20 protein-coding genes are annotated in these 19,303 nt (G+C 74.2%); 5 read left to right on the top strand and 15 right to left on the bottom strand.

All coding sequences use genetic code 11. The annotated features are described in order from the left end of the window. The first annotated feature begins 68 nt into the window (after positions 1–68). A complete protein-coding gene (locus JOE38_RS15355; protein ID WP_204577042.1) occupies positions 69–1,472 on the top strand; it encodes an MFS transporter in 1,404 nt (467 codons plus the stop codon). Between the two features lie 49 nt (positions 1,473–1,521). Here JOE38_RS15355 and JOE38_RS15350 read toward each other — a convergent pair whose 3' ends face one another. Further along, positions 1,522–2,199, bottom strand: a complete 678-nt coding sequence (locus JOE38_RS15350; RefSeq protein WP_239544856.1) for a hypothetical protein — start codon at positions 2,197–2,199, stop codon at positions 1,522–1,524. Between the two features lie 137 nt (positions 2,200–2,336). Here JOE38_RS15350 and JOE38_RS15345 point away from each other — a divergent pair, with 137 nt between their 5' ends. Both JOE38_RS15345 and JOE38_RS15340 read left to right on the top strand, forming a co-directional pair. Continuing rightward, on the top strand, positions 2,337–2,891 hold the full coding sequence (locus JOE38_RS15345; RefSeq protein ID WP_204577041.1) for an MOSC domain-containing protein: 555 nt from the start codon (positions 2,337–2,339) through the stop codon (positions 2,889–2,891). An 11-nt stretch (positions 2,892–2,902) separates the two neighbouring features. Beyond that, complete coding sequence (locus tag JOE38_RS15340) at positions 2,903–3,100, top strand: hypothetical protein (RefSeq protein WP_239544855.1); 198 nt, start codon at positions 2,903–2,905, stop codon at positions 3,098–3,100. Between the two features lie 13 nt (positions 3,101–3,113). Here the strand turns inward: JOE38_RS15340 and JOE38_RS15335 are convergent, their stop codons facing one another. The 5 genes from JOE38_RS15335 to JOE38_RS15315 form a co-directional block, all read right to left on the bottom strand. Further along, entirely contained in the window at positions 3,114–4,253 is a 1,140-nt protein-coding gene (locus JOE38_RS15335; protein ID WP_204577040.1) for a LacI family DNA-binding transcriptional regulator, read from the bottom strand. 85 nt (positions 4,254–4,338) lie between these two features. Then, entirely contained in the window at positions 4,339–6,201 is a 1,863-nt protein-coding gene (locus tag JOE38_RS15330; protein ID WP_204577039.1) for a glycoside hydrolase family 3 protein, read from the bottom strand. Positions 6,202–6,233: 32 nt separating this feature from the next. Next, positions 6,234–7,139, bottom strand: coding sequence for a carbohydrate ABC transporter permease (locus tag JOE38_RS15325; RefSeq protein ID WP_204577038.1), 906 nt, complete (start codon positions 7,137–7,139; stop codon positions 6,234–6,236). Positions 7,140–7,150: 11 nt separating this feature from the next. Further along, complete coding sequence (locus JOE38_RS15320; protein ID WP_204577037.1) at positions 7,151–8,092, bottom strand: carbohydrate ABC transporter permease; 942 nt, start codon at positions 8,090–8,092, stop codon at positions 7,151–7,153. A 3-nt stretch (positions 8,093–8,095) separates the two neighbouring features. After that, the gene (locus tag JOE38_RS15315) at positions 8,096–9,364 is read right to left on the bottom strand and encodes an extracellular solute-binding protein (RefSeq protein ID WP_204577036.1); all 1,269 of its coding nucleotides are present in this window, start codon (positions 9,362–9,364) and stop codon (positions 8,096–8,098) included. A 251-nt stretch (positions 9,365–9,615) separates the two neighbouring features. Between JOE38_RS15315 and JOE38_RS15310 the strand changes: the two genes are divergently transcribed. Further along, complete coding sequence (locus tag JOE38_RS15310) at positions 9,616–10,137, top strand: helix-turn-helix transcriptional regulator (protein ID WP_204577035.1); 522 nt, start codon at positions 9,616–9,618, stop codon at positions 10,135–10,137. A gap of 33 nt (positions 10,138–10,170) precedes the next feature. Here the strand turns inward: JOE38_RS15310 and JOE38_RS15305 are convergent, their stop codons facing one another. After that, the gene (locus tag JOE38_RS15305; protein ID WP_239544854.1) at positions 10,171–10,995 is read right to left on the bottom strand and encodes a ribokinase; all 825 of its coding nucleotides are present in this window, start codon (positions 10,993–10,995) and stop codon (positions 10,171–10,173) included. A gap of 148 nt (positions 10,996–11,143) precedes the next feature. On the opposite strand from JOE38_RS15305, the gene JOE38_RS15300 reads away from it, so the two are divergent. After that, positions 11,144–12,475 (top strand): MFS transporter, encoded by a 1,332-nt coding sequence (locus tag JOE38_RS15300; protein WP_204577033.1) that lies wholly within the window; start codon positions 11,144–11,146, stop codon positions 12,473–12,475. On the opposite strand, the gene JOE38_RS15295 is transcribed toward JOE38_RS15300, so the two are convergent. From JOE38_RS15295 to JOE38_RS15260, 8 genes are all read right to left on the bottom strand, one after another. Continuing rightward, positions 12,438–13,286 carry an ABC transporter permease gene (locus tag JOE38_RS15295; protein WP_204577032.1) on the bottom strand — a complete coding sequence of 283 codons (849 nt, stop codon included), beginning with the start codon at positions 13,284–13,286 and terminating at the stop codon, positions 12,438–12,440. The genes JOE38_RS15300 and JOE38_RS15295 overlap by 38 nt on opposite strands. Further along, positions 13,283–14,116: an ABC transporter permease gene (locus JOE38_RS15290; protein ID WP_204577031.1), complete on the bottom strand. Its 834-nt coding sequence runs from the start codon at positions 14,114–14,116 to the stop codon at positions 13,283–13,285. The genes JOE38_RS15295 and JOE38_RS15290 overlap by 4 nt, the downstream gene beginning before the upstream one ends. After that, positions 14,113–15,039, bottom strand: a complete 927-nt coding sequence (locus tag JOE38_RS15285) for an ABC transporter ATP-binding protein (protein WP_045529116.1) — start codon at positions 15,037–15,039, stop codon at positions 14,113–14,115. The genes JOE38_RS15290 and JOE38_RS15285 overlap by 4 nt, the downstream gene beginning before the upstream one ends. Positions 15,040–15,142: 103 nt before the next feature. Beyond that, positions 15,143–15,889, bottom strand: coding sequence for an ABC transporter permease (locus JOE38_RS15280; protein WP_204577030.1), 747 nt, complete (start codon positions 15,887–15,889; stop codon positions 15,143–15,145). Further along, positions 15,886–16,647, bottom strand: a complete 762-nt coding sequence (locus tag JOE38_RS15275; RefSeq protein WP_204577029.1) for a hypothetical protein — start codon at positions 16,645–16,647, stop codon at positions 15,886–15,888. The genes JOE38_RS15280 and JOE38_RS15275 overlap by 4 nt, the downstream gene beginning before the upstream one ends. Further along, positions 16,644–17,384, bottom strand: a complete 741-nt coding sequence (locus tag JOE38_RS15270; RefSeq protein ID WP_204577028.1) for an ABC transporter ATP-binding protein — start codon at positions 17,382–17,384, stop codon at positions 16,644–16,646. The genes JOE38_RS15275 and JOE38_RS15270 overlap by 4 nt, the downstream gene beginning before the upstream one ends. 62 nt (positions 17,385–17,446) lie before the next feature. After that, positions 17,447–18,115, bottom strand: a complete 669-nt coding sequence (locus JOE38_RS15265; protein WP_307838898.1) for a response regulator transcription factor — start codon at positions 18,113–18,115, stop codon at positions 17,447–17,449. After that, positions 18,112–19,233 (bottom strand): sensor histidine kinase, encoded by a 1,122-nt coding sequence (locus JOE38_RS15260; RefSeq protein WP_204577027.1) that lies wholly within the window; start codon positions 19,231–19,233, stop codon positions 18,112–18,114. Before JOE38_RS15260 ends, JOE38_RS15265 begins: the two co-directional genes overlap by 4 nt. Positions 19,234–19,303: the final 70 nt, after the last annotated feature.

Here is a 19,303-nt window from a genome sequence, read left to right as displayed (position 1 = left end):
AGCGCCGGTACGGTCGGCGCGCCACGATCCGTGGCGTCTCCCCGTCCCTGAAGTCGGAAGCCACCGCCATGTCCGCTGCCCCCGCCACCGCCCCGCCCGTCGCCACCCCGGCCAACCCCCGCTCGCGGGTCGTGGTCGCGAGCCTCATCGGCACGTCGATCGAGTTCTTCGACTTCTACGTCTACGCCACGGCCGCGGTGCTGGTGTTCCCGGCCCTGTTCTTCGCGAACGACGACCCCGCGGTCGCGCAGCTCCAGTCGCTGGCCGTGTTCGGCGTCGCGTTCTTCGCCCGGCCCATCGGATCCGTGCTCTTCGGCCACTTCGGCGACCGGTTCGGCCGCACGCGCACGCTCGTCGCGTCGCTGCTCACCATGGGCATCGCCACGGTGCTCATCGGCTCCCTGCCGAGCGGGCTCACGCCGGGCTGGGAGATCGCGGCCCCCGCCGCCCTCGCCGTGCTCCGCTTCATCCAGGGGCTCGGCCTCGGCGGCGAGTGGGGCGGCGCGGCGCTGCTGGCGACGGAGAACGCACCCGCGGGCAAGCGGGCGATCTACGGCACGTTCCCGCAGCTCGGCGCCCCCATCGGCTTCTTCCTCAGCACCGGCCTGTTCCTGGTGCTCTCGCTCACGCTCTCCCCCGCCGACCTGCAGTCCTGGGGCTGGCGCGTGCCGTTCCTCGCGAGCGCAGTGCTCGTGCTCGTGGGCCTCTACGTGCGCGTGAAGCTCGTGGAGGCGCCGGAGTTCCAGGCGGTGCTCGACCGCGGCGAGACCTCCCGGCTGCCGCTCGGCCGCACCATCCGCACCGGCTGGCGCGGGCTCGTGCTCGGGGCGCTCGCCCTCCTCGCCATCTTCACGCTCTTCTACCTCATGACCACGTTCACGGTCACCTACGGCACGTCGCCGCGCACCGCGGAGGCCGCGCAGGCCGCCGCCACGGCCGCGGGCAAGCCGTTCGACGCGGCCTCGTTCCACGCCGGCCTCGGCTACGCCCGCACGGACTTCCTGCTCATGCTCCTCGTCGGCGTCGTGTTCTTCGCGATCGCCATCGTGGTCTCGGGCGTGCTCGCCGAGCGACGCGGGGCGCGCCCGATCGTCGCCGTGAGCGCCGCCGGCATGGTCGTGTTCGGGCTGCTGATGGACCCCTTCCTCGCGGCGGGCCTGCCCGGCACGCTCATGTTCGTGATCCTCGGCTTCGCGCTGATCGGCATCGGGTACGGCGCCGTCGGATCCCTGCTGCCCGGACTGTTCGCCACCGACGTCCGCTACACGGGCGCGTCCCTCGCGTTCAGCCTCGCGGGCATCATCGGCGGGGCCGTCGCGCCCTTCATCGCGACGTGGCTGTGGGACATCGGCGGTGGCGGCGTGATGCTCGTCGGCATCTACCTCAGCGTCGCGTCCGCGATCTCCCTCGTGGCGCTCCTCGTGGTGCGCGAGCACGGCGAGGCGCGGAGCACTCCCGCCGCCGCCCGCTGACGGCGGGCGCGGAGGGCCGGGTCGACGCGTCGGCCCGGCCCTCCGTCGTTCACCAGGCCCGGTGGATCGCCTCGGCCCGCGCCCGCATCGCCGCCGACCTGCCGTGCACCAGCAGGCCGATCACGAGCCCGACGGACGCCACGAGGATCACGGTCCGCAGCGCGACGAGCAGCAGCAACAGGAGCGGCACCCACCCGTCTCCCGGCAGGAACGCCCCGATGCCCGTCTCGGACAGCCAGGACACCGCCGTCGCCGACGCGAGGACCAGGAGCGACACGCGGGCCACCGGCTCGAGCAGCCGCCCGCGGACGACCAGGACGGCGAGCACCGCGAGCGCGAGCGCATGGACGGCGACCGCCGCCCGGGACAGGATCACCAGGGCCGACGGCAGCACCGGCTCCGTCGGGTCCGCGAGCGTCAGGCCGATCAGCGCGCTCGTCAGCGCCAGCGCGGCCTGCGCGCCCGCGACCACCAGCACCGCCACGCCCGCCGCGCGGGACGCCCGCATCATCCCCGGCTCGCCGCGCACGCCGCGCACGAGCACCACCGCGGCGAGCACGGACATGGCCAGCGCGGCCACCGTCACCACGGGCCCCTGCAGCACGATCGTCGACGCCATGTCCGGCGTCGGCTGGATCCGGGAGCCGCCCAGCAGCCCGGGCTGCAGCAGCAGCGCGCCCGCGGAGGCGAGACCCGCCACCAGCGTCGTCCGCGGTGATCCGCTCATGGCCGTCGCGCGCATCGCATCCCCCATCGCCGTCGATGCTGCGAACCTAGCGGGACGACCGCCCGAGGAGAGGGATCCGCGCCCCCGTCCTGCCCGGGGGCTCGCCCGCCGGGGGCCGCGCGGCTATCGTCGCTGTCATGCAGCCGTCCGCATCGCCCCGGGTCCTCGCGGTCGCGCGCGACGACGCCCACCGCTTCTCCAAGCCCGTCCGCCCCTCGATCACGCTCCTCGCGGGCCTCGGCGTCGAGGGCGACGCGCACCTCGGCACCACCGTCCAGCACCTCTCGCGGAAGCGCCGTGACCCGGATGCGCCCAACCTCCGCCAGGTGCACCTCGTCCACGCCGAGCTGCACGACGAGCTCGCCGAGAAGGGCTACCGGGTCGGCCCCGGCGACCTCGGAGAGAACGTCACGACCGCGGGTGTCCCGCTCCTCGACCTGCCCACGGGCACGCGCCTGCACCTCGGCGCCGAGGCCGTGGTCGAGCTGACGGGCCTCCGGAACCCGTGCATCCAGATCGACAAGCTGGGCTCGGGCGCCATGAAGGCGGTGCTCGACCGCGACGCCGACGGGAACGTCGTGCGGAAGTCCGGCGTGATGGGCGTCGTGATCACCGGCGGCGAGGTCCGCCCCGACGACGCCGTGCGCGTCGAGCTGCCCGCGGGCGAGCAGCTCGCGCTGCAGCCGGTGTGATGGTCGCGGAAATGCGGATCCTCGCGGCGACCCTGGCCGGGTGCGGCGCGCTCGTCCTGGCGGTCGCGCTGGGCGCCGTGATGGGCGGCATCGCGGGCGAGGAACCGGGGGGCATCGAGATCGCGTGGGCGTTCGCCGCGGCCGGCGCCGCGATCCTGCTGCTGGCGCTCGTCGTCGAGGTCGTGCGCCGCCGGGGTCTCCGCCGCTAGCGGCCCTCCGGCGTCAGCCGCGGCAGCCGCAGCTCTCGCGCACCACGAGCTTCGTGCCGAGCCGGAGCGTCACGGGATCCGCCGGCTGCGTGCCCGTGGTCGTGTCGATGAGGATGCGGGCCGCTGCGCGCCCCATCGCCTCCATGGGCTGCCGCACGGTCGTGAGGCGCGGCGTCGCGAGGAGGCCCGCGAGGATCCCGTCGAAGCCCGTGACCACGACGTCGCCCGGCACGTCGACGCCCTCCGCGCGCAGCAGGTCGACGAGCGCGAGCGCCAGCTGGTCGCTCGCGCACACGAGCGCGCGCGGCAGCCTCCCGGCGCGAAGGGCCGCGATGACGCCGCCGAAGCCGGATCCCTCGCCGAGCACCGTGTCGTCGAGCACCTCGTCGGAGGCCGGGACCCCGAGCTCCGCGAGCGCCGCGCGGTAGCCCTGGAAGCGCTCCCGGTAGTCGCCCACGCTCGTGGCGCCCACGAACCCGAGGTCGGTGATCCCGTGCTCGACCACGAGGTGCCGCACGAGCTCGCGCGCTCCCCCGGCGTTGTCGGACGTGACCCGGTGGTGCCCGTCGTCCGCCGGCGGGTAGCTGAACAGGACGATCGGCATCTTGAGCGACATGCGCTTCAGCGACGCCGCCGCGGACGGCCCCGGGAAGATCGCGAGGCCGTCGACGCGGCCGGCCGACTCGGCGACCGCCGTGGCGGTGTCGCTGCCGCGGCTGAGCATCACCGGCCGGTCGTGCGCGCGGCACTCGAGCTCGAAGCCGCGGCGCACCTCGTCCACGTAGAGCGGGAACGCGCGCGGATCCGCCGCGATCTCGCCCGCGTCGTCCCACGGGATGAAGGTGCGGCCGGGTGCGTACGGCGTCCGCGCGACCGCGGCGTCGTCCGCAGCGGCGGCCGCGTCGGGCTCGCGCTGCAGCGGCCGGTCGATGAGGAGGTCGAACGAGTGCAGCCCGAGCGCCCCCGTGCGGCCGCGCGCGAGGCCGCGGGCGGACGCGCTCGGCATGTACCCGAGCTCGCGCGCGGTCTCGAGCACGCGCTCCCGGGTGGCGACGCTGATCTGGTCGGGTCGGCTGAACGCGAACGACACCGTCGCGATGGAGACCTTCGCGCGTTCGGCGACGTCGTAGACCGTGGGGCGCCGGGGGCTCATGCGACCGTCCTCTCTCCTGGAGAGCGTAGCGAGGCGGGCGCGGACGACCGCGACCCGGCGCCGCGCGGGGCGGGCACGGGCGCGGTCAGCGGATCCGGAGGCCGTGGTGCAGCGGGTACACCGGGTCGGCGGTGTCCGACGGCACGTCCGTGCGGGAGGCCCGCACGGCGTCCATCGAGCGCGGGATCTCGACCGGCAGCCGCCCCTCGGGCGCGATGCGTCCCGTGAGCGCCGCGAGCACGGCGGCGTCGGAGCTGCCGTAGTCGACGGCGAGCGCGGAGGCGAACGGCACGAGCGGCGTCATGATCGCGGGCCGGTCGAGGTTCACCACCACCACGAGCGGACAGCGGTCGGCGATCCGCCGGAGCCGGTGCACGAGCCCGGGCGGGAACTCGAGCGACCCCTGGTGGAACCACGCCTCGAGGAAGAGGTCCGAGCGCGGCTCGAAGGGCGCGCCGAGCCGCACGATCGCGAGGTCGGCGTCGTCGGGCCCGTCCGCGGGATCCGCCCAGCCGTCGAGCGCCTCGGGGCGCATGCCCTCGACGTGGACGCGCATCCGGGGTCCGTCGACGGGCAGCGGCAGCGTGGGCCGGCCGTCGCGCTCCCGGTTCTCGAGCACGGTGACCGACGCGGCCTGCGCGCGGAAGCCGAGCTCGCGGAGGTCCGCCCGGCCGACGATGCGCTCGGCCTCGTCCTCGTCGACGTAGGGGTCGTCGAAGAGCCCCAGCCGGAACTTCACGAGCAGCAGGCGCCGGACCGACTCGTCGAGGCGCGCCTCGGTGACCCGCCCATCGGCCACGAGGTCGAGCAGCACGTCGACGCACTCCTCGCCGCCGAACTGGTCGCAGCCGGCCGCGATGATCCGCTCCATGCGCTCGTGGGGCGTCAGCTCCTCGACGCCCCACGCGCGCGCGGGCAGCACCTGGTCGCCGACGTGGTTGTCGTTCACGAGCTCCCAGTCGGTGACCACGACGCCGTCGTAGCCGAGCTCCTCGCGCAGCAGCCCGGTGATCACCTGCCGGTTGAAGCCGAAGCCCACCGGCTCGATCTCCTCGCCGTCGCGCACGAGGCCCTCGGGCATCCCGTAGTACGGCATCATCGCGGCGGTCCCGCGCGCGATCGCCTCGCGGAACGGCCGCAGGTGGTACTCGAACATCCCGCCCGGGTACACCTGCTCGCGGCCGTACGGGAAGTGCGCGTCCTCGCCGTCCTTCTGGGGGCCGCCGCCCGGGAAGTGCTTGGTGGTGCACGCGACGCTCGTGGATCCGAGCGCCGCACCCTGGAAGCCGTCGAGGTACGCGGCAGTGAACTCGGCCACGCGATCGGCGTCGTGCCCGAGCGTCTGCGCCTGGCGCCCCCAGCGCGGCTCGGTGGCGAGGTCGATCTGCGGGTGCAGCGCCGCGCGGATGCCCACGGCCACGTACTCCTGCCGGGCGGCGTCGGCGAACGCGCGGATGGCGTCCACGTCGTCGAGCGCCGCGAGCCCGAGCGCCTCCGGCCACTGCGAGAACGGGCCGGCCGAGAAGGCGACGCCCGCGTTCTCCACGAAGGCGTGCCGCGGATCCGTGCTCACGGTCACGGGGATCCCGTGCGGCGTCGACTCCGCCAGCTCCTGCAACCGGTTGCTCCAGCGCGCGGCCTGCCGGGCCGTGCGGATCTCGTGCACGTTGAAGTGGTTCATGCCCTTGCCGACCACGACCTCGGTGGTGCCCGACTTCGAGATCGCGCCCGGCTCCTCCTTCAGCTCCCCGTCGGCGCCGACCTCGATCACGGTCTGGAACATGAGACCCGCCTTCTCCGCGAGGCTGAGGCGCCCCACGAGGTCGGCCGTGCGCTCCTCGGGGGTCCGCCGCGGATCCTCGTAGGGCGCCATCACCCCGTCCCCGTCGAGGTCGCGGAAGCGGGTGCCGTCGGGGGCGGTGAGGAGCGTGCGCGGGGCGCGGGGCATGGGGGTCTCCAAGGGTCGGAGGCGGGAGGTGGTCACTTGAGGCCGGCGGTCGCGACGCCCTGGATGAAGTAGCGCTGCAGGAACACGAACAGGGCGAGGATCGGCGCGATCACGAGCACGGATCCCGCGAGCAGCAGGCCGTAGTCGGTCGCGTTCTGCCCGGTCGAGTACAGCGACAGGGCGATCGGCAGCGTGTACATCCCCTCGGTCTGCGCCGCGACGAGCGGCCAGAGGAAGTTGTTCCACGACGCGAGGAACGTGAGGATCCCGAGCGTCGCGAGCGGCGGCCCGCACAGCGGCATCACGATGCGGGAGAAGATGCGGAACTCCCCCGCGCCGTCGAGGCGCGCGGCCTCGATGAGCGCCTCGGGGATCCCGAGCATGAACTGCCGCATGAGGAACACCCCGATGGGCGCCGTGATGAACGGGAGGATGAGCGCCGCGTACGTGTTCACGAGGCCGAGCCCCGAGACCATGACGAACAGCGGCACGAAGGTGACGACGCCCGGCACCATGAGCGTCACCATCACGGTGAGGAACAGGATGCGCTTGCCCGGGAACTCCATCTTCGCCAGCGCGTAGCCCACCATCGAGCAGAACACGAGGTTGCCGAGCACGGTGACGAGCGCGACGACCAGGCTGTTGGAGAAGAACGTGCCGAAGTCGAGCGGCCCGAACCACTGCGCGAAGTTGTCGGCGACGGGATCCGCGGGCCACCACGTCGGCGGTCGCTGCAGGATCTCGCCCTGCGTCTTCACGCTGCCGAGCGCCATCCAGATGAAGGGCAGCAGCCAGACGCAGAGCACGGCGGCGAGGACGAGGTACACGATCGCGCGGGTGCGGCGGCCGCGGTCGGTGCGACGCCGGCGACGCGGCGGGGTGCCGGTCGCGGCCTCGGCGACGACCGGGGCGGCGGGGGCGGATGCGGTGGTGGTCATGGCGGTGCCTTTCAGTCCTTCGACCGCAGCAGCCGGAACTGCAGCAGGCTGAGCAGGGCGATGGCGAGGAAGAGGACGTAGCTCGCCGCGGAGGCGAGGCCGTACTCGCCGAAGCCGAACTGCCGGTAGGTGTAGTACGCGACGGACAGCGTGGAGTCGAGGGGGCCGCCGCGCGTCATCACGAACGCCTCCTCGAAGAACTGCAGGAAGCCGACCGAGATGAGCACGGATCCGAGCAGCAGCGTCGGGCGCAGCAGCGGCAGCGTCACCGAGATCAGCCGGCGCCACGGGCTCGCGCCGTCCATCACCGCGGCCTCCTGCACCTCCTCGGGCACGGCCTGCAGGCCCGCGAGGAAGATGATCATGAGCGTGCCGACGTTGCGCCACACCGCCATCGCGACGAGCGAGGGCAGCGCCCACGTGGTGTCGCTCAGCCAGTTGGGGCCCGTGATGCCGACCACCGCGAGCGCCGAGTTGAGCAGCCCGTCCGGCAGCAGGATGTAGCGCCACACGACGGAGACCGCGACGATGCTCGTCACGACGGGCGCGTAGAACCCGACCCGGAAGAACGAGACGATGCGGCCCCGGCCGGAGTTCAACGCCAGGGCCAGGGCGAGCGCGACGACCATCGTCACCGGGATCCCGACGACCACGAAGAACGCGGTCACGCCGATGGAGCGGAGGAACGTGGCGTCCGTGAAGAGCGCCGCGTACTGGTCGAGGCCGACGAAGTCGACCGCGAACGGCGAGCGGATGTCGGTCGCGCGGAAGTCCGTGAACGACATGGCGAACGAGCTCACCAGCGGCACGAGCATGAAGACCGCGAACACGGCGACGAACGGGAGGCAGAAACCCCAGGCGATGATCGCCTGGCGACGGCGCTGCCGGGCGACGAGCGGGGACCGCGTGCGGCCGGGACGGGTCCCGGCCGCACGCTCCGCGGTGATGGCCAACGGCTACTCCGCCGAGCCGATGGAGTCGGCGTCCGACTGCAGCTTCGCGAGCGCGTCGGGCACCGAGGAGGTGCCGCGGCGGATCTGCTCGAGCGCCGAGTCCGCGGCGGATCCGACCTTGACCCAGTTCGTGCTCACGGGCACGGACTTCGCGGTCTTCAGCTGCTCGCCGAACGCGGCGAGGGTGGGGTCGGACTGCAGCGCGGGGTCCTGCCAGGCGGACTGCGACGCGGGCAGGTCGCCCGTGGCGGCGTACCAGGCCGCCTGCGTCTCCGGCTGGCCGAGCCAGCGGGCGAGCTTCCACGCGGCGTCCTGGTTCTTCGCCTGGTCGAAGACGACGAGGTTGGCGCCGCCGCTGAACGAGGCCGAGGTCTCCTTCGCCGGGAGCACCGCGGTGCTGAACTTCGACGCGAAGTCCGCTCCGCCGACGGCCTTCAGCTGGCCGATCTCGAAGGGGCCCTCGATGAGCATGGGCGTGGATCCGTCGACGAACGAGGCCTCCTGCGCGCCGGACGAGACGTCGACGTCGGGGTCGGCGATGCCGTCGGCGAAGAAGCTGCCGTAGTACTCGTAGGCCTCCCGCATCTCGGGGGTGTCGAGGGTCCACTTCGCGCCGTCGGCGATCTCGGCGCCGTTCGACCACGGCATCCAGAGCGTGCCCTGGAACGCGTCGCTGCCGGCGGGGAGGCGGATGCCGTGCGCGGCGCCGGCCTTCGTCTGCATGTCGGACGCCATCTGCTTGAGCTCGTCCCAGGTGGTGGGGGCCGTCGTCCAGCCGGCCTTCGCCGCGAGGTCGGTGCGGTAGTAGAGCACGCGGGTGTCGACGTACCAGGGGATGCCGGCGGCGCGGTCCTTCACGGAGTTCGTCCTGAGGGAGCCGGGGAAGGAGTCGCTCGCGTCGACGTCGGTGGGCACGGTGGTGAGGGCGTCGGAGAAGTCGGCCATCCACGTGGTGCCCATCATCGCGATGTCCGGGGTGGTGCCGCCCGCGATGGCGGTCTGGAACTTGTTGTGCGCGGCGTCCCAGGGGATCGCCGTGACGTCGACCTCGACGCCGGGGTTCGCGTCCTCGAAGGTCTTCAGGAACGCGGGCAGGGCCTCGCCCTCCGCGCCCATGGCCCACATGGTGACCTTGCCGGTCGCGGGCTCGGAGCCGAGCGTGGTCGCGGCCGCGGCGCCGGATCCCTCGTCGGCGGACCGGCCGCAGCCGGTCAGCGCGACGGTGGCCGCCAGCACGGTCGCGACCGCGCCGAGACGCATGGATGTCTTCACGTGTTCCTCCTTGAACGAAGCGCCCGCGTCGCGAGCCGGTGATCTACTTATGCGCATAAGAAGCGCAGCGCGACGAGCATCTCATGGACCCCGTGCAGGGGGCAAGCGCGGGATCCGACGCCGGGCATCCGCGCGCTCCCGGCGCTGTCGCCCCGCCGTCGCCCCGCTGTCGTCCCGCTGTCGGGCGGATGCCGTGGCCCTGTCGGGTCGGCGTCGTGGTGCGCGCGGCGCCCGGCCGCCAGGCTGGCCCCATGAACGAGACACGGGTGGCGGACCTCCGCCGCGAACGGGGTTGGACGCAGGACAGGCTGGCCGAGGCGAGCGGGATCACGGTGCGCACGGTGCAGCGCCTGGAGGCCGGGAACGACGCGAGCCTCGAGACGCTGTCGCTCGTCGCGAAGGCGCTGGAGGTGCCCGTGCGGGATCTCTTCGCCGCCGTCGGCCAGGACGACTTCGGCCGGACGGTGTCCGCGCTCGACGACCGCGCGGAGCGGCAGCAGGAGCGGCGTGACGCGGTGACGGACGGGTTCCGGTCGCTGTACTACGGGGTCGGGGTCGTCTGGACGCTGCTCGTCGTGGCCGGCATCGCCACTCGCGTGCTGCCCGGCGTCGCGGCGCTCCTCATCGGGGCGTACTGGGCCGGCGGCGCGCTGCTCTCCGAGTTCCTGCTCCGCGTGGTCGTCGGCCCGCGCCTCGACCGCGCCTACCCGCTGTCCCGCGACCGGTCGCTCGAGGAGAGGGCGGTCAGACGGGGTCGGCGGCGCCCGGTCTGACGCCCGCGGCGACGCCGCACTCGCCCACGGGGTTCAGTCGTCCGCCGGCTGTGCGCCCTGCCGCTGCACGACGACCGCAGCCGCGTCGGCGGCGACGACCAGGGCGCCCTCGCGGTCGGCGCCCGCGGCGAGCGCCGAGGCCAGCGCGCCGCAGAACGCGTCGCCCGCGCCCGTGGTGTCGACGACGCGGGAGACCTTCGACGCGGGCACCTCGACGCCGCCCCACATCGCGCCCTCGGCACCCAGCGTGACGAGCAGCGACGCGGGGGCCGGCGTGCCCGTCGCGCGGAGCAGGCCCGCCTCGTGCTCGTTGACGACCACGGGATCCGCGAGGGCGAGCACGTCGGCGGGCAGCGCGGCGAAGGGCGCGAGGTTGAGCACGACGCGGGCGCCGGCGGAGTGCGCGCGGCGGACGCCCGCGGCGATCGTGTCGAGGGGCAGCTCGAGCGAGGCCAGCAGGATGTCGCCCGCGGCGAGCGCGTCGAGCGGATCCAGGTGGGCGTCGGTCACGCGGGCGTTGGCGCCGGGCGCGACGATGATCGTGTTCTCGCCGTCGTCGTCCACCGCGATGATCGCGAGGCCCGTCGTGGCGTCGTCCACGGTGACGAGGCCGGACACGTCGATGCCGCGGTCGGCCAGGCGCGCGCGGTAGGCGGATCCGTCGGCGTCGTCGCCCACGGCGCCCACCATCGCGACCTCGCCGCCGGCGTCGGCCGCCGCGACGGCCTGGTTCGCGCCCTTGCCGCCCCAGAGGCGCTCGGGGTCGGACCCGATGAGCGTCTCCCCCGGCTGCGGGTGCCGCGGCACGCGCACCACTTGGTCGACGTTGAGCGATCCGAGCACCACGACGCGGCCCATGGGCACCTGCCTCCCCCGGCGCGTGGCCGGCCGCGCCCGGGTGGCGCTCTCGGCCAGGGTACCGAGCGGATCCACCCGCCCGGCACGGCCCGGGCACCGCCGCGCCTGCCGCTACCGTGGGGAGGAGACGACCGATCGGAGGCCGCCCGTGCCCGACCCCGACCGTCGCGCGCGCGACCCACGCCCTCCGCTCCTCATCTCCCGCTCGTTCGCGCTCATCTGGGTCGCGCAGGCGCTCTCCGCCTTCGGCGAGTACGTGCTCGCGGCGACCGTGACCGTCTGGCTCGCCACGGGCCTCGCCCCCGGCGACCCGGCCCTGCCGCTCTACATCGGCGCGGTCATCGGCGCGACGAGCCTTCCGCGCCTCGTGCTCGCGCCGGTCGCGGGCGTGCTCGTGGACCGCTGGCCCGCGCGCCGCGTGATGGTCGCGGCCGACCTCGCGCGCGCCGCCCTGCTCGTGCCGCTCATGGTGATCGCGGTCGCCGGGCCCGTGCCCGTGGTGATCGCCGCCGTGATCGCGACGCAGTTCCTCATCGGCTGCGTGTCCCAGCTCTTCGACCCGGCGCGCGCCGCACTCGTGCAGGTGGTCGTGCCGGCCGACCGCCGCGCGGCCGCGGCGGGGCGCTCCCTGCTCGCGAGCACGGGCGTCGGGATCCTCTCGGCCATGACCGGCCCGGCCGTCTACGCGGTGCTCGGGCCGGAGCCCGCGCTCGTGATGGACGCGGTGTCGTTCCTCGCGTCGGCGGCGCTGGTGCTCGCGGTGCGCGAGCGCGGGGCGACGGCGGCGGATGCGGACCGGGTGGACGTCGACGCGCCCGGCGCGGTCGCCTCCGCGCGGGCCCGCTTCCGCGCGGAGCTCGCCGCCGGGATCCGCATCGTGCGGGCATCGCCCCGGCTCCGGATCCTCGTGGCCGGCCTCGCCGCGTACGGCGTGACCCTGGGCGTCAACAACGCGACCCTCGCCCTGGTCGCCCTCACGACGATGGGCCTGACCGCGGCGGAGTACGGCGTCGTCACGGCCATGTTCGCGGTCGGCGGCCTCGTCGGCGCCCTCACCGCGCCCGCGCTCGTCGCCCGGATCCGCCCCGAGCGCGCGCTGCCGTTCGCGCTCGTCACCCTCGGCGCCACGTACGCGGCGTACTCGACCGTGCGCGCGTTCCTGCCCGCGGCGATCCTCATGGGGCTCGCGGGCCTCGTCTTCGCGGTCTTCCTCGTCTCCCAGGGCCCGATCCTCCAGGCCGAGGCGCCCGTCGGGACCATGGGCCGCGTCTCGTCGCTCACGTCGACCGTGCTCGCGGCGTCCTCGCTCCTGGCCACCGTCGTGACGGCGCAGGTGCTCGCCCTCCTCCCGGCGGACGCGCAGCCCGCCGCCTACCCGGTCGCGATCGCCGCGGCGGCCGTCGTGATGGGAGGCGCCGGGCTCGGGCTCGTGGCCAGCGGCCTCAGTCGAGGAAGAGGACCCGCAGCCGCCGCGTCGTGAAGACCAGGCCGATCGCCGTCATCACGGCGAAGTAGAGCACGTGCCCCAGCACCGCGATGGAGAGCGCGCCCGTCGTGAAGCCGCGCACGAGCTCCACCGCGTGCCAGAGCGGGAGCGCCTGGATGACCGTCTGGATCCACGCCGGGTACACCGACAGCGGGTAGAAGGTCGCGGAGAACAGGAACATGGGCAGCAGGACGAAGTTGATCCAGTCCATCTGCTGGAACGTCTTCATGTAGCTCGTCACAGCCATGCCGAAGCTCGCGAACGCCAGCGCGATGAGCACCACGGACGGCAGAGCGAGGATCGCCCACCACGACAGGTTGAGGCCGAGCACCTGCATCACGACGAGGAAGCCCGACGAGTAGACGACGCCGCGCAGCAGCGCCAGCCCGATCTCGCCGAAGGCCACGTCGAGCGGCCCGAGCGAGGTCGCGAGCATGCCCTGGTACAGCTTCGAGTGGTTCATCTTGAAGAAGACGTTCCAGGTGGAGTCGTACACGGCGCCGTTCATGGCGGAGACCGCGAGGAGCGCGGGCGCGATGTACGCGGCGTACGGCACGGGCTGGCCGGTGCTCGTGGTCACGTCGCCCACGAGCGAGCCGAGGCCGATCCCCATCGCGAGCAGATAGAAGACCGGCTCGAAGAAGCCGGAGAGGACGATGGTCCAGTTGGTGCTGCGCGTGGCGAGGAGGCCGCGGGACAGGACCGAGCGGGCGTTGCCGGCGTAGAGCGAGCGGGGGCCGCCGCGGCTGCGACGCGCGGCGGGCGCGGGCGCGGGCGCGTTCGCGGGCATCGTGGATCCGGTCATGCGCGCAGCCTCCTCGTCGCGACGCGGCGCGACAGCGTCCAGCCGACCGCGAGCCAGAGCAGCAGGTACGCGACGTGCGCGAGCGTCAGCCAGAGCGGCTCCTCCAAGCCGTAGGTGGCGACGCGGCCGAGCTCGGTGCCGTGCCAGAGCGGCGAGATCCAGCCGATCCACTGCAGCCAGACCGGGAACTGCGTGAGCGGGAAGAACGTGCCCGAGAACAGCGACAGCGGGGTTATCACGAAGCGCATCACCATCGCGATCTGTCCGGTGTCCTGCGTGAGGGTCGCGACGTAGGCCATGAGCATCACGCCGATCGCCATGCCGGTGAGCACGGCGGCGCCGATCGCGAGGAACCCCGTGCCGAGCGGCACCGCGCCGAACAGGAGCATGAACGCGAAGTAGGCGATGCAGGTCGGCGCCATGCGGATCGCGACGCCGATGACCTGGCCGTCGATGATCTGCGCGGGGGTCAGCGGAGATGCGTTCATCGCCTGGAACACGGGGTTCCACTTGAAGCCGCCGAAGATCGGGAAGCTGAACTCCTCGCTCGCGACCGTCATGGCGCTGGTCGCGAGGAGCGCCGGCGCGACGAAGACGAGGAAGCTGACGCCGAGGGCCTGGTTCGCGTCCGTGCCGCGGTCGACGACCGTGGCGAGGCCCACGCCGAGCGCGTAGAGGTAGACGTAGGGGCTCCCGATGCCGGTCGCGAGCGCCGTGCCGAGGTAGGCGCGGATCCCGAGCAGCCGGTGCTCGGCCGCGTACCAGGCACCGAAGCGGCGCGGGCGGACGCCGCCGGCGACGGCCGCCTCGCGGGTGTCGACGGCGCTCACTCGACCAGGCTCCGTCCGGTGAGGCGCAGGAAGACGTCCTCGAGGCTGGAGCGGCGCACGAGCGTCGTGATCGGCTTCAGGCCCTGCTCGAGGATCCGGCTGAGCACGGCCTCGCCGTCGGACGCGTACACGAGCACGCGGTCGGGCAGCACCTCGACCCGGTCGCCGTACCCGGCGATCTCGCGCGACGCGGACTCGTTGCGGTCGGAGCCGAAGCGCACCTCGAGCACCTCGCGGCTCGAGTGGTCGCGGATGAGGGACGCGGGCGACCCCTCGGCCATGATGCGGCCCTCGTCGACCACGACGATCCGGTCGCAGAGCTGCTCGGCCTCGTCCATGTAGTGCGTGGTGAGCACGAGCGTCGTGCCCTGCTCCTTGAGGCGGAACAGACGGTCCCAGAGGATGTGGCGGGCCTGCGGGTCGAGACCGGTGGTCGGCTCGTCGAGCAGCAGGATCCGCGGGTCGCTGATGAGGGCGCGCGCGATGGTGAGGCGGCGCTTCATGCCGCCGGAGAGGTCGTCGACCTTGGCCCCCGCGCGGTCGCTGAGCTGCGCGAACTCGAGCAGCTCGTCGGCGCGCGCCGCGACCTGCTTGCGCGGCAGGCCGAAGTAGCGGCCGTAGACGATGAGGTTGTCGCGCGCCTTGAGCTCCAGGTCGAGGTTGTCGGCCTGCGGCACGACGCCCAGCTGCGAGCGGATCTCGGGCCCGTGCGTGTCGGGGTCGAGCCCGAGGATGTCGAGGGACCCGCCCGTGCGCGACGAGACCGCGCCGATCATGCGCATGGTCGTGGACTTGCCGGCGCCGTTCGGGCCGAGGAGCCCGAAGGACTCGCCGGGCGCGACCTCGAAGGAGAGGCCGTCGACGGCGACGTGGTCGCCGTACTTCTTCACGAGGCGGTCGGCGGTGATGACGGGGGTGGGCACGATCAGCCAGCCTAGGGAGCGGAGCGCTTTTCCACCATGGGCGGGAATGCCGGATCGAGGCGGCCGGACGCGGCGGGGCCGGGGCCACGGCCGGCCCCGACGCTCAGGCGTCGCGACGCAGGAGGGACAGCGCGGCGGCGGCGCCCAGCGCCCCCGTCCACGCGAGCATGACCAGCGCGCCCGGCAGCGGATCCAGCAGCCCCACCCCGGGGTAGGCGGTGAGCAGCTGGATCCCGGCGAGGTCCGGCAGGTAGCGCACCGCCGGCACGAGCCCGACGAGCGAGACCGTGAGCCCCAGGACGAGCGGCACCAGGACCACGAGCGGCACCACGAGCGACCGCGTCAGCACGGTGACCGACGCGGCGAGGAGGCCGATGAGCGCGAAGTTCACGACGACCCCGACGAGGTTCCCCACCATCCCCGCGGTGAGGCCGGACGAGGGCAGGCCGTCGTCGCCCCGCGTCGCGTGGGCGAGGAGCACCGCCGCGCTCGTCCCGAGGAGCGCCACGACGGCGGTGAGCGCCGCGACGACGACGGCCTTCGCGGCGAGCGCGACCCCGCGTCGCGGGACCGCCAGCAGGGTGGACCGCAGCTGCCCGTCCACGTGCTCGGTGCCCGTGAGGAGGACGGCCGCGAGGATCACGAGCGGCTGCGCGAGGCCCGCCGTGGAGAAGCCGAGGGACTCCACCGGGACCGCGCCCGCGGCGCCGGCCGCCGGATCCGCCGCGAGCGCCTGGACGACGGCGACGACGGGAGGGACCAGCACCGCGGCGAGCGCGGTCGCCTGCACGCTGCGCAGCGTGCGGGCCTTCGTGACCTCCATGCGGATCGCCCGCCCGAGGGCGCTCATGCGTCCCGCCGGGCGAACACCACGAGCGCGACGCCGAGGAGCACGACGGCCCACGCGGCCTGCACCAGGCCGCCGACCACGGGCGGGAGGTAGGCCCCCGCGGCCGGGTCGGAGTACATGGCCGCCCCCGCCGTGACCGGGAGGAACCGCGCGCCCGCCCACGCTCCGGCGAGGAGGTCGCCGATGCCGACCACGAGCGGCAGCAGGAGGATCAGCGGGAGGATCGCCGTCCTCGCCAGCGACCCGATCGCGAACGCCATGAGCGCCGTGAGCACCCACGCGAGGGTCACGCCGCCGAGGTGCGCCCAGATGGCCGGCGTCAGCCGCCACGGGTCGACGTCCCCGCCCGAGGACGCGTGGGTGATGACGATGGCGCCCCACATGGTCAGGGACGCGACGACCGCGGTCACGACGGCCAGCAGGGCGGCCGACACGACGAACACGGGGACACGGCGCGGGGAGGCGAGCAGCGTGCTGCGGATCTGCCGTCCGGCGCCGTGCTCCCCGCCCGCCCAGAGCGCCCCGAGCGCCACGATGAGGACGTAGCCGAAGCCCGCCATCTCGAACCCCTGGTACTCGGTCGGGATGGGGACGGAGGAGAACAGCCGCGGGTCGTCGGCCGGGATGTCGGCGCCGGACGCGGCGTTCGTCCACGCCATGGGCCACGTGGCGAGGACGGCGACGGCGGCGAGGATCGGCATCGCCCGCAGCGTGCGCGCCTTCGTCAGCTCGGAGGCGGCCAGGCCCCGGACGCTCATGCGCGATCCCGGGACGCCACGTCGCCGGACCGGTGGTCGGCCCCGCCCTCCGTGAGGGCGAAGAACGCGCTCTCGAGCGAGTGGAAGCCGGTCGTGATCTCCGCCGACCCGCCCTGCGCGACCACGCGTCCGCGCGCGATGACGACGAAGTCATCCGCGGTGTCCTCCATCTCGCTCATCAGGTGGCTGGACACGAGCACCGTGCGTCCCTCGTCGGCCATACCGCGGAGGAACCGGCGGATCCACCGGATGCCGTCCGGGTCGAGGCCGTTGGTGGGCTCGTCCAGCACCAGGATCTGCGGGTCGCCGAGGAGCGCCGCCGCGATGCCGAGCCGCTGCCCCATGCCGAGGGAGAGGCTGCCGACGCGGGTGCGCCGCTCGCCGGGGAGGCCGACGACCTCGAGGACCTCGTCCACGCGGCGACGCGGGATCCCGTTGCTCTGCGCCATCCAGGTGAGGTGCGCGGCGACGGTGCGGCCGCGGTTCGCGCCCGGCCCGTCGAGCATCGCGCCGACCGTCCGCAGGGGATCGCGGAGGGCGCGGTACGGCACGCCGCCGATGAGCGCCGTGCCGGAGGTGGCCGCGTCGAGCCCGAGCAGCACGCGCATCGTGGAGCTCTTGCCGGCGCCGTTCGGGCCGAGGAGGCCGGTGACGCGGCCGGGCTGCACGTCGAAGGAGACGTCGTCGACGTGCGTCCTGCCGCGGCGGCGCTTGACGAGGTGCGATATCCGGATCATGCGACCAGTCCATCGACGCCGTGCCTCCCCGTCGTCATGCTGATGTCGACAGAGCGTCGGGATCAGCTGCCGACGATCCCCCACTCGTAGCCGAGGACCACGAGCTGCGCGCGATCCCGCGATCCGGTCTTGGCGAGCAGGCGGCTCACGTAGGTGCGGACCGTCGCGTGCGTCACGAACAGCTCCGCCGCGATCTCCTGGTTCGACCGACCGCGGGCGATGAGCTCGAGCGTCATGCGCTCCCGACGCGTCAACCGGCCAGACCGCGGATCGGGCGGCGGCGGGGTGCGTCCCTCCCCCGTCGCCAGCCGCATGACGCGCGCCGTCACCTCCGGGGAGAGGAGCGCGTGCCCGGCGTGCACCAGGCGCACGGCGCGCACGAGCTCCGCGGGCGGGACGTTCTTGAGCAGGAAGCCCGACGCGCCCGCGCGGAGCGCGCCGTCGACGTGCGCATCGGCGTCGAACATGGTGAGGACGATGATGCGCGGCCCGTCGGCCCGCCCGCGCAGGCGACGGGTGGCCTCGATCCCGTCGACGCCCGGCATGCGCACGTCCATGAGCACCACGTCCGGCCGCGTCTCGGCCGCGACGCGGACGACGGCGGTCCCGTCGGCGGCCTCCCCCACGACGGACATGTCCTCCTCGGCGTCGAGGAGGAGGCGGAAGGACGCCCGGAGCGGCCGCTCGTCGTCGGCGACGACGACGCGGATGGGCGACGACGCGCCGGTCACGACCGCGGCCCCGACCCGTGCGCGGCCGGCGGCCGCGGGATCACCGCGTCGACGCGCACCCCGGCGCCGTCCGCGTCGCGGATGGCCAGCGTGCCCCCGAGGATCGCCAGGCGCTCCCGCAGGCCCCGCAGCCCGTCGCCCTCCGCCAGCGGCATCCGGCCGCCGCCGTCGTCGGCGACGGACACCCGGACCGCCGCGTCGTCGGCGTGCACCGCGATGTCGCAGCGCGCGGCCCCGGCGTGGCGGATCACGTTGGTCACCGCCTCGCGGACGACGCGGTGCACGGCGACGCGCTCGGGACCCTGCAGGACGTCGAGCCCCTCGGCGACGAGCGTCACCGCGATGCCGGCCGCCTCCGCGGCCGCGACGGTCTCGCGCAGGCGGACGGGCAGCGCACCGTCGGGGATGAGCTCGCCCGGACCCGCGCGCGTCGCGGCGAGGAGGAGGCCGAGCTCGGCGACGCCGGACCGCGCCGTCCGCTCCACCTCCGCGAGGGTCGCGCGCAGCGCGGCCGCATCGAGCGTCGGCACGTGCGCGGCGACCCCCGCCCGCACCCCGATCGCCCCCAGCGAGTGCGAGAGGACGTCGTGGACGTCGCGCCCGATGCGCGCGCGCTCGGCGAGGACGCCGTTCTCGACGGCGAGGTGCTCCGCGCGACGCGCGGCGACGCCCGCCGCCGCCGCCCCGCCCAGGACGACCAGGCTGAGGAGCGCGCCGCGGATGCCCTCCTCGAACGCCGGGGCGGCCACGAGCGCGAGGATCCCCACGACGACGCCGGCGGCCACGGCGACGCCCGCCGCCGTCCGTGCGGGAGCCGGTCGCGCCGACGAGCGCGCAGCGGAGTGGAGGGCGACGCCGGCCAGCACGAACGGATCCCCCGTGAGGCCGGCCGCCCACGCCGCCGCGGTGGCCGCGGCGGCGGCGACGACCGCGGTGCGGGGCCACCGACGCCGCAGCATCACGCCGCCCACGGCCGCCGCCGCGAGCGCGACCTGCCATGCCAGGAGGACGCCCCCGCCCGCCGGGACCGTCATCCACAGCACGAGCACCACGAGGGCGGACGCTCCGAGGTCCACGGCGACGACCACGGACGGACGCGACGCTGCCGATCCCCGCATGTGCGTCCTCCGAGCTCGGATGTCCCGCTGCCACCCTCCCACGACCCGACGCCCGCCGGGCGGGGAGCGG

It is taken from the genome of Clavibacter michiganensis (genome assembly GCF_016907085.1).
Classification (GTDB): domain Bacteria; phylum Actinomycetota; class Actinomycetes; order Actinomycetales; family Microbacteriaceae; genus Clavibacter; species Clavibacter michiganensis_O.
Note: the sequence above shows the minus strand (reverse complement) of the source record. Positions and strands in the feature narration are given on the sequence as shown.